Annotated in this window: 10 protein-coding genes; 6 read left to right on the top strand and 4 right to left on the bottom strand. The window is 67.8% G+C overall.

Going from position 1 to position 12,968, the window contains the following annotated elements; all coding sequences use genetic code 11:
• Window positions 1-7: 7 nt before the first annotated feature.
• From FHY09_RS05150 to FHY09_RS05140, 3 genes are all read right to left on the bottom strand, one after another.
• A complete protein-coding gene (locus FHY09_RS05150) occupies window positions 8-1,687 on the bottom strand; it encodes an MFS transporter (protein ID WP_166925507.1) in 1,680 nt (559 codons plus the stop codon).
• The gene (locus tag FHY09_RS05145; RefSeq protein WP_166924858.1) at window positions 1,684-2,250 is read right to left on the bottom strand and encodes a TetR/AcrR family transcriptional regulator; all 567 of its coding nucleotides are present in this window, start codon (window positions 2,248-2,250) and stop codon (window positions 1,684-1,686) included. Before FHY09_RS05145 ends, FHY09_RS05150 begins: the two co-directional genes overlap by 4 nt.
• Before the next feature lie 204 nt (window positions 2,251-2,454).
• A complete protein-coding gene (locus FHY09_RS05140; RefSeq protein ID WP_166924856.1) occupies window positions 2,455-4,671 on the bottom strand; it encodes a TonB-dependent receptor domain-containing protein in 2,217 nt (738 codons plus the stop codon).
• A 156-nt stretch (window positions 4,672-4,827) separates the two neighbouring features.
• On the opposite strand from FHY09_RS05140, the gene FHY09_RS05135 reads away from it, so the two are divergent.
• Window positions 4,828-5,235: a MerC domain-containing protein gene (locus FHY09_RS05135; RefSeq protein ID WP_456362714.1), complete on the top strand. Its 408-nt coding sequence runs from the start codon at window positions 4,828-4,830 to the stop codon at window positions 5,233-5,235.
• A 111-nt stretch (window positions 5,236-5,346) separates the two neighbouring features.
• Window positions 5,347-5,529 (top strand): 30S ribosomal protein THX, encoded by a 183-nt coding sequence (locus FHY09_RS05130; protein WP_166924852.1) that lies wholly within the window; start codon window positions 5,347-5,349, stop codon window positions 5,527-5,529.
• A 56-nt stretch (window positions 5,530-5,585) separates the two neighbouring features.
• Here the strand turns inward: FHY09_RS05130 and FHY09_RS05125 are convergent, their stop codons facing one another.
• The gene (locus FHY09_RS05125) at window positions 5,586-7,649 is read right to left on the bottom strand and encodes a 3-hydroxyacyl-CoA dehydrogenase NAD-binding domain-containing protein (RefSeq protein ID WP_166925506.1); all 2,064 of its coding nucleotides are present in this window, start codon (window positions 7,647-7,649) and stop codon (window positions 5,586-5,588) included.
• A gap of 235 nt (window positions 7,650-7,884) precedes the next feature.
• Here FHY09_RS05125 and rpoE point away from each other — a divergent pair, with 235 nt between their 5' ends.
• From rpoE to lepA, 4 genes are all read left to right on the top strand, one after another.
• Complete coding sequence (gene rpoE / locus FHY09_RS05120) at window positions 7,885-8,505, top strand: RNA polymerase sigma factor RpoE (protein ID WP_166924850.1); 621 nt, start codon at window positions 7,885-7,887, stop codon at window positions 8,503-8,505.
• A complete protein-coding gene (locus FHY09_RS05115) occupies window positions 8,502-9,332 on the top strand; it encodes a sigma-E factor negative regulatory protein (RefSeq protein WP_166924848.1) in 831 nt (276 codons plus the stop codon). Before rpoE ends, FHY09_RS05115 begins: the two co-directional genes overlap by 4 nt.
• Window positions 9,333-9,464: 132 nt before the next feature.
• Window positions 9,465-11,006, top strand: coding sequence for a DegQ family serine endoprotease (locus tag FHY09_RS05110; protein ID WP_166924846.1), 1,542 nt, complete (start codon window positions 9,465-9,467; stop codon window positions 11,004-11,006).
• A gap of 140 nt (window positions 11,007-11,146) precedes the next feature.
• Window positions 11,147-12,940: a translation elongation factor 4 gene (lepA, locus tag FHY09_RS05105; protein WP_166925503.1), complete on the top strand. Its 1,794-nt coding sequence runs from the start codon at window positions 11,147-11,149 to the stop codon at window positions 12,938-12,940.
• Window positions 12,941-12,968 lie beyond the last annotated feature (28 nt).

Raw genomic sequence — 12,968 nt, 5'->3', positions numbered from 1 at the left:
GAGGTGCTCAACGGGGAGGTGCGGCGGCGGCCGGCGCTGGGGAGGAGGAGGACGGGCGGCGCTTGCGCCATTGCTTCAGCACGGCGGTACGCAGCGAAAGCAGCAGGAGCCAGCCCAGGAAGCCTAGTGCCAGGCGACCACTGAGCGTGAACACATCATTGAACGCGCTGACGTTCGCTTCGCGGCGCGTGATCTGTGCCAGCTGCGCGGTGCCTTGCGCACTGCGCAGTACCGGGTCGGTGATCTGGGCAGCATAGAGCTGCTGCTGCAGGCGCAGCCGCTGCGCGACCACGGGATCGGCCGGATCGAGCTGGCTGACCAGCGCACTGGAGTGGGCCTGTTCGCGATGCAGCTGGAAGCTGCTCAATGCCGCCGAGCCGGCCAGTCCGCCCAGGGTCTGGGTGATCGACAGGGTGACCAGGAACGTGATCATGTGGTCCACGCCCTGCTTCAATACCGCGGTGATGCCCAGCATGATGAGCGGGCCCATGAACATTCCCGCGCCGACCGAGGCCAGGAACTGGCTGATGAAGAAATCGTGCGGGCGGTCCAGGCTGGTGCGGTGCTGGTCCAGCAGGGCGGCGCTGCCGAGCAGGGCAATGGCCATCAGCACCTGGGGCACCAGCCGCTTGGGCCCGAAGGTCAGCGAGCTGGCCGCTATGCCACAGATCACGCCGCACAGGATCACCACGAACAGCGGCCGCATCTGGTCCGGGCCCATGCCCAGCACGCGCATCAGGCCCACCACCCCGTAGGACTGTTCGGTAGTGAGGAAACGCAGCAAGAACGCCCCGACGATGAAGTGCATGACCGGCAGGCTGGCCAGCCAGCGGGTCTGCAGCAGCGGATTGCGCCGGTAATGCTCGAGCACGAACGCCGCCGTGCCCAGGGTGATGGAGGCCACCAGCGCCCAGCCCAGCCACGGCGTGTCCAGCCACCAGCGCACGTAGCCCTGCGCGAGCACGATCACCAGCAGCGCCACGGCCGGAGCAAGCAGCGCGAAGGTCAGGAAATCCAGCGGCTCGAAGGCTTTGACCTGCGCGCCCGGCGGCAGCTTGAGCAGCACCACGGCAGCGAAGGCGCACAGGGCCAGGCCGGCCTCGAAGAAATAGAGCTGGTGCCACTGGCCGGTATCCACCAGGCCCGGCGACACCACCCAGGCCACCGGCACCGCCAGTTGCGACAGACCAACGCCGATCACCAGCAGATTGCCGGTGAAACGGCGCGGCAGCGACTGCAGCATGTACAGCGTGCCGAGCGTGGAACAGGCCGCCCCGGCGAAGCCGCTGGCCGCGCGCAGCAGCACCGTGGTCTCGAAGGTGCCCACGGCCAGATGCAGCAGCGCGAGGGCCGCGTACAGCCCCAGTCCGATTTCGGCGAACAGGCGGATGCCGTACTGCTGGCGGAACTTGAAGGCCAGCAGGTTGGCGGTCACGTTGACCATCACGTACGAGGCCACCAGCCAGCTGCCCTGCGCCGGATCCAACCCGAGCTGGCCCTGCAGGAAGGGCAGGTTGGCGGTCACCAGCGCCGTGCCGAGCCCGCCGGTGATGGCCACCAGTACCGAGACCAGCGCATACGCCACGCGCCGGTAAGGGGGATGCCATGGCATCGACGCCGAGCCCGGCAGGGTCGGTTTCTCGTGTTCTTCCCAATCGGGAACCGGCTTGAGGTACTGCGGCATCAGCCCTCCGGGGCAGCGGGTCCCTGCAGGCCGCCGCGCAGCAGCTCAAGCGCACGGCGGGCGAGGGCGGCGCGCTCGTCACGCGTCTTGCCGCGCAGCGCCGCACCCAGCATGCCCGAGATCAGTGAAATGTCCGTGGAGGTGAGGTCGGGCCGGCACAGGCCAGCGGCGATCGCCCGTTCGATGGGGCCTTCGAGCATCGTCCGCACGGTATTGCGCGCGGCGTTGACGATGGGGTTGTCCTGCTGGACGGCGCGCCAGTAGTCGGCGAGGGCCGGCGAATCGATGTTGCGCTGGGCGATGCCTTCCAGAAGTTCGAACAGCGCATCATCGCGTTCGCCAAGCTCCTGTACGTGGCGGTCGATGCGTTCAACCGTGCGCTCCAGCAACGCCTGGATCAGCGCGGCGCGGTCGGGGAAATTCCGGTAGAGGGTGGCGCGTCCTACCTGGGCGCGCTCGACGACGAGGTCCAGCGGCGCCGTCACGCCATGGTTGCCGAACACATGATCGGCGGCATCCAGGATCAGGGCGCGGCGGGCGGCTGCATCGGCACGGAGGGTAGGCATCCGTGCATCATCGGACAAAATTGTCCGTACCGCGAGGTCCGCCCATGGCAAGGTTGGCGGACAGTTACCTTGGGCACCGGCGCGTGAGTGGCAGGTGAGCGCAGGAGGAGGGCCCGGAACGTGATCAGGCCGGGCGGTCGCCTATTGACCGCCCGGCCCGTGATGGTCCTGCTGCTCCCGGCCCGATGGCCGGACGCGGGTCACTCAGAAGTACGCGCGGATGCCGAACGCGACGCCGCGACCCGGCAGTGGCGAGTAATCGCGCAGCAGCGAGGTGTGCGGGCGGACTTCCCGGTTGGTCAGGTTGTTGCCGTCCAGGAACACTTCGAAGCTGTTGCTGTCCGAACGGTCCCAGCGGTAGGCCACATGCGCATCGACCAGGGTGTAGCCATCACTGGGCAGTTCGTTCTGCGCGGTGTCTTTCTGCCGGCTGTAACGCACCGCCCCCAGGGATGCGCGCCAGCCATCGCGGGCCCAGCGCAGGTCGGCGCCCACCCGTGCCGGCGCGATGCGCGGCAGGTAGCCGCCGTTGGCCAGGTCCACGGTGTAGTTGTGGGCATGGTCACCGTGCGGCACGGCGATATCCACGCGGCGGGTGCCGCTGCCATCCAGCTCGGCTTTCACATAATCGCCGAACAGGCGCAGGTCCCAGTCACCGGCGTTGCCTTCGAACAGGTGCACCACCGCTTCGGCCTCCGCACCACGGAAGGTCGCATCCTGCTGCGCCCACAGGCGCACCGGCAGGCTCTCCACCACGCCGGTGTCGGCCAGGTAGATGAAGTCCTTGAACTTGGTCTGGTATACCGACGCCGAGACGTCCAGGCGCTCGCCATGGGTATGGATGCCCAGCTCGAACCGCTGGCCGCGCTCGGTCTTCAGGTCCGCGTTGCCCAGTTCGATGGAGCGCGTGGCGATGTGCGCACCGGCGGCGTAGAGCTCTTCGTTGGTCGGTGCGCGCTCGGAACTGTCCACGCCGAAGCGCAGGTCCACCCCGTCGGTCAGTTTCCAGATGCCGGCCGCAGAGAGGTTGGTGGCATCGAAGGTGCGGCGCGCGTGGTCATCGGACGGGTCGAGTTTCACCTTGTCATGGCGCGCACCCAGTTCGAGCTTGAGCGGGCCGAACTGCTTCTCCTGCAGCACGAACACCCCGAGGTTCCTGGTCGCGGTATCCGGCACGAAAGCTTCCTCGCCGCGTGCGCCGAAATCGCTGTTGCCGAACTGCAGGCCGAAGGCACCGTCCCAGCCGCCGATCTGCTGCTGCACCGCCTCCAGGCGGCCTTCGATGCCGCGGTTGGTGAAACGCGTGGCGGGCGTGCCAGCTTCCAGCTCCACGTGCTCGTAGTCGGTGTAGGCCGTGCGCAGGCTCAGGGTCTTCAGGAACGAGGCCGGGTTGTAGATGCCGCCCTTGGCTTCGAAGCGGTTCTGCACCATGTCGATGCGCACGTCATGCTCGTCGCCTTCTTCTTCCTCGCTATGGTCGTGGTCATGATCGTGGCCGTGGCCGTGGTCATCCTCGGCGTGTACATGCGCGCCGTTGGGAATGCCGTAGTTGGTGCGGTAGGTGCTGGCCGAAGCGCCGAGATAGCCGCCCTCGCCGAGCCAGGTGGCGCCCACACCGCCGGCCCGCGTGCGGATGCTGCTGTTGTCCAGACGGCCGCGGCGCGGCGCATCACCGTCCTCGTGATCGCCATCGCCGGCATGATCGTGGTCGTGGTCGTGGCCGCTGTGGTCTTCCAGGCCATCGATCACCGCGTAGCCGGGAATGCGGTAGTCGTCGCCGTTGCGGACCAGGCCATCCACGTGCAGCACCACATCACCGCTCACACCATCGAGGCGGAACATGCCGCTGCGCTCGTTGTTCACCGAGTTGCCGCGCAGTTCCGCACGACCGCTGAGCGGGCGGTCGGGCAGCTCCCGTGCGATGCGCCCGTCCACCACGTTGACCGCGCCACCGATCGCGCCGCTGCCGAACAGCAGCGTAGCCGGGCCCTTCAGGACCTCGATCTGGTCGGCAAGGAACGGCTCGATGCTGGTGGCATGGTCAGCGCTGACCGTGGAGGCGTCCATGTTGCCGATCCCGTTGGACAGCACCGCCACGCGCGGACCCTCCTGGCCCCGGATGATCGGACGGCCGACGCCGGGTCCGAAGAAGGAGCTCTGCACGCCCGGCAGCTTGGCCACCGTATCGCCGAGGGTGCCGGCCTTGACCTCGTCCAGGTGTTCGCCGGCCAGCACGTCGACGGGGCGGGCCAGGGATTCGGCATCGCCCTGCAGCGGCGAGGCGGTGACATTGACGCTGGAGAGTTCGGTCAGGTGGCCTTCGGCAGGCGCATCGGCCGCCGCTGCCAAGGTAGGCAGCAGGGCCGTGGCCAGGGCCAGGGTCAGCGCATGGGGGCGAAGGCAGAGGCTTGAGCGGGACATGAGTCGATCCAATGAATTGTTATAACGTATCAGTACTGGGGCGCGGCAATCCCGCAAGGGCAGGCGGGAGACGACACGATGAGGCAGGAACGCAGTGTAGCGCGGAGATGTTATATTATTCCACGTCGGTTTCGTGCCCCTGCTGGAAGTCATGCTGTGAACCCACGCCTTCGTCGTCTGCTTGACCGGTTCGGTGCGACCGGCTCGCTGCTGTGCGCGGTGCACTGCGCGGTCATTCCCGTGCTGCTGGCGCTTGCGCCATCGCTGGGACTGTCGTTGTGGCTGAGCGACGGCATCGAGCAGGCGCTGGTGGTGTTTGTGACCCTGCTCGGCCTGACCAGCCTGGTATGGGGCTATCGCCGGCATGGCGCCCTGCGTGCGCTGGGCTTCCTCATCCCGGGCCTGACCGCACTGTGGGCCGGGCTGCTGTATGAGCCCCTGCACCACGACCCCGTACCGCACGCGGTGGTGATGACGCTCGGCGGACTGCTGGTCGGGGTGGCGCACCTGGTGAACCTGCGGCTCAACCACGGCCACGTCCACGACGCCAGCTGCGCGCATTGAGGCCGTCGTGGTAGGCTTTCCGATCGTGCGCGGGGGCGTCCATCAAGACGGCCCCGCCGAACCCGTGTCAGTACGGGGTAATCAGAATCAACATAGCCAGGAGTTCAAGACATGGGTAAGGGTGACCGCAAGACCGCCAAGGGCAAGCGCTACAACGCCAGCTACGGCAATGCCCGTTCGCACACCGTGAGCAAGGCCGCCGTCGGCGCCGCTGCTCCGGTCGCCAAGAAGACCGTGACCAAGGCTCCGGCCAAGAAGGCTGCGGCGAAGAAGGCGGTTGCCAAGGCCAGCTGATCGCTGACCCGGCACCAATGAAAACGCGGCGCTCGGCGCCGCGTTTTTTTTGGGGTTCAGGCGACCGGTTCGCGCAGCACCGGATTGTCCCAGCCGGGACGCGGAGCGAAGCGGTCGCCGTGGCGCTGCTGCAGGACCTTCAGGCGCTCCACCAGCACGTGCGCCCCCGTGGCGCGGATGTACTGCACCGGGCCACCGCGGAATGGTGCGAAACCGGTGCCGAAGATCACGCCGGCATCGAGCAGGTCCGCGTCCGCCACCACGCCGTCGTGAAGGCAGGCCACTGCCTCGTTGAGCAGGGGCAGCACCAGCCGGTCTTCGAGGTCGTCCGGCGCCTGGTAGTCCTTGGGCACCTCCGGCTTCTTCGCACGGCCGTCTTCCCAGGTGTAGATGCCCTGGCCGTCCTTCTTGCCGCGCTTGCCCGGCTCGACCGTCTGCAGGGCGGCCGGGATCTGCAGCCCGAGGAAGGGCGCCAGTTCCTCGCCCACGCCGGCCGCCACGTCCAGGCCGACGGTGTCCAGCAGTTCGATCGGCCCCATCGGCATGCCGAAGCTCACTGCGGCCTTGTCGATCACCGGCCCCGGGATGCCCTCGGCATAGGCCGTCGCCGCCTCCAGCATGTACGGGAAGAGCACGCGGTTGACCAGGAAGCCCGGCGTGCCGGCCACCGGCACCGGGAACTTGCCCAGCGCCTTGCAGAATGCGGCCAGCCGGCGCTCGGTCTCCGGTGCCATGCCGTCGTGATGGATGATCTCCACCAGCGGCATCTGCGCGACCGGGTTGAAATAGTGCAGCCCGGCGAACTGCGCCGGACGCTGGATATGGTCACGCAGCTCCACCAGCGGGATCGAGGAGGTGTTGGTGGTGAGCAGCGCATCGGCCTTCATCTTCGGCTCCAGCGTCTGGTACAGATCGCGCTTGGCCTGCGGGTTCTCGATGATCGCCTCGATCACCAGGTCCGCACGCGCGGCGCCTTCGCCTGCAAGGTCGGCCTGCAGCCGCGCGGCGACGGCAGGGCGCTTGCCCTCGTCACGCACCTTCTTGGCGAACAGCGCCTGCGCGCGCTGCAGGGCCGGATCGATGAAGCGCTGCTCGCGGTCCTGCAGCGTGACGGTGAAGCCTTTGTAGGCTGACCACGCCGCGATGTCGCCGCCCATCACACCGGCACCGACCACGTGCACGTGGTGGATGCCATGGTCCCCACCGCCCAGCGCCTTCAGGCGCTCGGTGAGGAAGAAGATGCGGATCAGGTTGCGCGCGGTCGGCGTGCTGGCCAGCTTGACCACGGCGCGGCGCTCGGCGTCCAGGCGCGCCTGGACCGGCTTGCCACCGCTGCGTTCCCACGTGCTGATCAGCGCGTAGGGCGCGGGGTAATGCGCCTTTTTGGCCTTGCGGGCAACCTGCTTGGCCATCTGCGGGGCAAGCAGCTTGCGTGCCGGCCAGGTGTTGGTGACCCACGCCGTGGCGCGCTGCTTGAACGGCCGCACCGTGCCTTTCAACGCCAGCGCCACGGCCGTGTCCAGGACCAGCGCGGGCGCGACCACCCGGTCCACCAGGCCGATGCTGCGCGCCGCCGACGCCGAGAGCGTACGCCCGGTGAGCATCATGTCCATCGCCGCCGGCGCACCGACCAGCTGCGGCAGGCGGGCACTGCCGCCCCAACCGGGAAAGATCCCCAGCTGCGTTTCGGGCAGGCCGATGCGGGTTGAACTGTCATTGGACGCCACGCGGTAACGGCAGGCCAGCGCCAGCTCGGTGCCACCGCCCAGGCAGTGGCCATGGATGGCCGCAACCGTGGGGCAGGGCAGCTCGGACATTTTCTGGTAGGTCACCTGGCCGCGCCGGATGGCATCGTTGACCGTGCCGCGGCGATCGAACTCCTGGAACTCCTTCAGGTCCGCCCCGGCGATGAAGCCGGCCCGCTTGACCGACTGCACCACCACGCCCTTGGGCGGGTCGATGGCCAGCCGTTCCACCAGTGCGCCCAGCTCCAGCAGCACGTCCTGTGACATCGCGTTTACGTTGGCATCCTGGCGGTCGAGGTTGAGCACCACGACACCGTCGTCGCGGATTTCCGGGTGCCAGTGCGCGAGGCGAAGCCCATCGAAGCCTGAGAGCATGGACATTCCATCCGGTTGTGTATGGAGAAGCGGCTATGATCCAGAGGTTGTTTCCTTCCCGTCAAATCCCAATTGGGAGGGGAGTGGGCCTGCCTCGTTCATCACGTGAACAGGCACGCTAGCCCAACGTGGGTTAAAAGCTGGTGCGGTGCCGTGTGACCAGTTGTTGAACTTTTCCCGGGATTGGCAGTCTCAGTGCCCGACGTTGGTTGGGCTGACAGGAGTGCGGCCCCTCATGGCCGAGGTCGAAATACCACAGGAGCTGGACCTCGAACTGGTCCGGCGCGTGCAGCGCGGCGAGAGCGCGGCCTTCGATGCCTTGGTGCGCAAGCACCAGCACCGGGTCGTTTCCCTGGTCGGTCGCTACATCGCCGACTGGAGCGAATGCCAGGACGTGGCCCAGGAAGCGTTCATCCGTGCCTACCGCGCGATCAACAGCTTCCGTGGCGACGCCCAGTTTTCCACCTGGTTGCACAGGATCGCCGTGAACTCAGCCAAGAACCATCTCGCCGCGCACAATCGCCGCCCGCCGACCGACGACATCGAGATCGGCGACGCCGAGCAGTACGACACCGGCACGCGCCTGCGTGACACCGACACCCCGGAACGCCAGCTCATGCGCCAGGAGCTGGAGAACACCGTGATGAAGGCCGTCGCGGCGTTGCCCGAGGAGCTGCGCCTGGCCATTTCCCTGCGCGAGGTGGAAGGCCTGAGTTACGAAGACATCGCGCAGAAGATGGGATGCCCGATCGGTACGGTGCGGTCGCGGATCTTCCGCGCCCGCGAAGCCATCGACACCGAGCTGCGTCCGTTGCTGGACAACGGCAGCGCTACCCGTGAGAAGAACCGCCCATGAACACGCAACGACCCACGCTCGACAAGATCGACGAACACAACCGCCAGCAGCTTTCGGCCCTGGTGGATGGTGAACTCGGCAGCGATCAGGCGCGCTTCCTGCTGCGCCGGCTGGAACACGATCCCGAACTGCAGGCCTGCCAGGAGCGCTGGTCGCTGCTGGGCGACGTGCTGCGCGGCCAGGCCGTGGCGCCGGCGCCGGCGGATTTCGCCGCGCGCGTAAGCGCCGCGTTGGCCAACGAGCCGCGACCGCAGGCGGCCCCGCGCCGGGCCGTCACGCGCGATGGCTGGCGCGCCTGGGGCGGCGGTGCGGCGCTGGCGGCGTCGGTGGCCGTGGTCGCGCTGTTCATGGGTCGGCAGTCCATGGACGATGCCGGCCCGGGAGCGGACCTGCCGACAACGGTGATCGCCAGCGAAGCCGTGCTGCCCGTCACGCCGGCAGCGCCGGATGCACCGGCAGCCGTGGCTGCTGTGGCGCCCGCCGTGGCGGTCGCCGCGGCAACGCGTGCCCAGGAGGCCTCGGCCCGCCGTGCCAGCGCGACGCGCAACCAGCAGGCCGCGCGCGTGAGCCAGCGCAACGAGGTACCGCTGCGTGCGGTGGCCGCGCAGTCGCCGCTGGTGCCCTCGGTACCTGCAGGGCAGGTGCATGAGCCGGCCTTCGGTGATGTCGGGGCACTGCAGGCGCGTCCGTGGCCGCGTGCCACCCTGGCCCCCGCGGGGACGGGCAGCGTGCTCAACGCACGTTTCTCCAGCGGCGGTTCGACGCGTTTCTACCCGTTCGAGCCCCGTCTGCAGGACGAATCGCCGCGCATGGAAACGCGCGAGTAAGACGTTGCTGCGCCATCGGCACCCGTGCCGTGCTGCTTCCCCGAGCGCTGTTCCCGGTGCTCCCCCACATTTCCCCGCGTGCGCCTCACAGGCGCGCGCCCACCCGAACCGTCGACCGGAGGCTGTGATCCGATGAAGCTGCATCCCCGTAATTTCCGCCTGAACGCGCTGGGCCTGCTGGCCATGACGCTGCCGCTGGCGGCCTGTGCGCAGTCTCCCTCGCCACCCACGGCGCAGGCGCAGGAAAGCCAGGTGGCAGCCCCGCGCGCGCCTGCCCAGCCGCTGGTGAGCGGCCTGCCGGACTTCACGCACCTGGTCGAGCAGGTCGCCCCGGGCGTGGTCAACATCGAGACCGTGATCGAACGGGGAGGCGGCCGCCAGGCACGCGGCCCGGTGGGCCCGTCGCAGGACGAGATTCCCGAGATCTTCCGCCGCTTCTTCGGCCCGGGCTTCGGCATGCCGGGCCCGGATGGCGGCGACGGTGGCCCCTCCATCAAGGGCCGCGGCATGGGCTCGGGCTTCATCATCTCTGCTGACGGTTACGTGCTGACCAACCACCACGTGGTGGCCGATGCCTCCGAAGTGAAGGTGCGCCTCAGCGACCGCCGCGAGTTCACCGCCAAGGTGATCGGCAGCGATGCGCAGTACGACGTGGCGCTGCTGAAGATCGACGGCAGCAACCTGCCGACCGTGCGCATCGGTGAATCCCGTTCGCTCAAGCCGGGCCAGTGGGTGGTGGCCATCGGCTCGCCGTTCGGCCTGGACCACTCGGTGACCGCCGGTGTCGTCAGTGCGACCGGGCGCAGCACCGGCGGCCAGGACCAGCGCTACGTGCCCTTCATCCAGACCGACGTGGCGATCAACCAGGGCAACTCCGGTGGCCCGCTGTTGAACACCCGCGGCGAAGTGGTCGGCATCAATTCGCAGATCTTCTCGGCCTCGGGCGGCTACATGGGCATCAGCTTCGCCATTCCGGTGGACCTGGCCATGGGCGCGGTGGAGCAGATCAAGAAGAACGGACGGGTCAGCCGCGGCCAGATCGGCGTGCTGGTCGGCCAGATCACCAGCGACATGGTCAAGGGCTTCAACCTGCCTGATTCGCGCGGTGCGCTGGTCAACCAGCTGGTCGAGGGCGGCGCCGGGCAGAAAGCCGGGCTGGAAGTGGGTGACGTGATCCGCTCTGTCAACGGCACGGCGATCAATGATTCGGCCGAGCTGCCGCCGCTGATCGGCATGCAGGCGCCGGGCTCCAAGGTGCGCCTGGGCATCCTGCGCGACGGCAAGCCGCGCGAGATCAGCGTGACGCTGACCGAGCTGTCCGAAGACGCACAGGCCGCCTCGGACCGACCGGCGACCGCCGGCGCGGACGCCGCGCCGCAGACCGGTGCCAGTGCCCTGCTGGGGCTGGAAGTGACCGAACTGACCGCCGCCCAGCGTCGGCAGATGGGGCTGGCTCCGGACGAGGGTGTCGCGATCAGCCGGGTCACGGGCCAGGCCGCGCGCGATGCCCGCCTGTCCAATGGCATGGTGATTCTGCAGGTCGGCCGCACGCCGGTGAACAGCGTGGCGGCGTTGAACCGCGCGCTGGGCGGCTACAAGAAGGGCGATGTGGTGATGCTGCTGGTCCGCAGCGGGGCCAACAGCGCCTTCGTCGCGGTGAAGGCCGGCGAGTAAGCGGGTCGGGCGTACCGGGCCAGTCCCGGTGCGCCCTGGCGGCCTCGCGCCGAGCCACCGTCCGGGTCCGGGCCGTGCGATAATCCAACGTTACCCTGACGACGCCCGGCGCCGCCGCCACCTCTATGTCCTCTGATCCGATGCGGAATATCCGCAATTTCTCCATCATCGCCCACGTCGACCACGGCAAGTCCACCCTGGCTGACCGCATCATCCAGCTGTGCGGCGGCCTGCAGGCCCGCGAGATGGAGGCGCAGGTGCTCGACTCGAACCCGATCGAGCGCGAACGCGGCATCACCATCAAGGCGCAGTCGGTGTCCTTGCCCTACCTGGCGAAGGACGGGCAGACCTACCACTTGAACTTCATCGATACCCCCGGCCACGTTGACTTCTCCTATGAAGTCAGCCGCTCGCTGGCCGCGTGCGAAGGCGCGCTGCTGGTGGTCGATGCGGCCCAAGGCGTGGAAGCGCAGTCGGTGGCCAACTGCTACACCGCCGTGGAGCAGGGCCTGGAAGTGGTGCCGGTGATCAACAAGATCGACCTGCCCACGGCCGATATCGAACGCGCCAAGGCGGAGATCGAGGCGGTGATCGGCATCGATGCCGAGGACGCCGTGGCCGTGAGTGCCAAGACCGGCCTCAACGTGCTGGACGTGCTGGAAGCCATCGTGCATCGCATTCCGCCGCCCAGGCCGCGCGATACGGACAAGCTGCAGGCGCTGATCATCGATTCCTGGTTCGACAACTACCTGGGCGTGGTCTCGCTGGTGCGCGTGATGCAGGGCCAGATCAAGGCCGGGGACAAGCTGCAGGTGATGTCCACCGGCCGCAACCACCAGGTCGACAACGTCGGCGTGTTCACCCCCAAGCGCAAGGTGCTGCCGTCGTTGAACGCCGGTGAAGTGGGCTGGGTCACCGCGAGCATCAAGGACGTGCATGGCGCGCCGGTCGGCGACACGCTGACCCTGGCCGCCGATCCGGCGCCGGGTCCGCTGCCGGGCTTCCAGGAAATGCAGCCGCGCGTGTTCGCCGGCCTGTTCCCGGTGGATGCCGAGGACTACCCGGACCTGCGCGAGGCGCTGGACAAGCTGCGCCTGAACGACGCCGCGCTGCGTTTCGAGCCGGAAAGCTCCGAAGCCATGGGTTTCGGCTTCCGCTGCGGCTTCCTCGGCATGCTGCACATGGAGATCGTGCAGGAGCGCCTGGAGCGCGAATACAACCTGGACCTGATCAGCACCGCGCCGACGGTGGTGTATGAAGTGCTCAAGACCGACGGCTCCATCGTCAACATGGACAACCCGGCCAAGCTGCCGCCGGTGAACCAGGTCGAGGAGATCCGCGAGCCGATCATCCGCGCCAACGTGCTTACGCCGGAAGAATACATCGGCAACATCATCAAGCTCTGCGAGGAAAAGCGCGGCAGCCAGATCGGGATCAACTACCTCGGCAGCCAGGTGCAGATCAGCTACGAGCTGCCGATGGCCGAAGTGGTGCTGGATTTCTTCGACAAGCTGAAGTCGGTCAGCCGTGGCTACGCCTCGCTGGACTACCACTTCGTGCGTTTCGATGCCGGTCCGTTCGTGCGCGTGGACGTGCTGATCAACGGTGACAAGGTCGACGCGCTGTCGCTGATCGTGCACCGCAGCCACGCCGATCGCCGCGGCCGCGAGCTGTGCGAGAAGATGAAGGACCTGATCCCGCGCCAGCAGTTCGACGTGGCCATCCAGGCAGCTGTCGGCTCGCAGATCATCTCGCGCACCACGGTCAAGGCCATGCGCAAGAACGTTCTGGCCAAGTGCTATGGTGGCGACGTTTCGCGCAAGAAGAAGCTTCTGGAAAAGCAGAAGGAAGGCAAGAAGCGCATGAAGCAGGTGGGCCGCGTGGAGATTCCGCAGGAAGCGTTCCTGGCCGTGCTGCAGATGGACAACAAGTAAGCGTGCGTCCGGCCCGTCCGCGGGCCGC

The organism is Xanthomonas sp. 60 (assembly GCF_011761925.1).
This window is presented reverse-complemented; position numbering and strand designations above follow the sequence as displayed.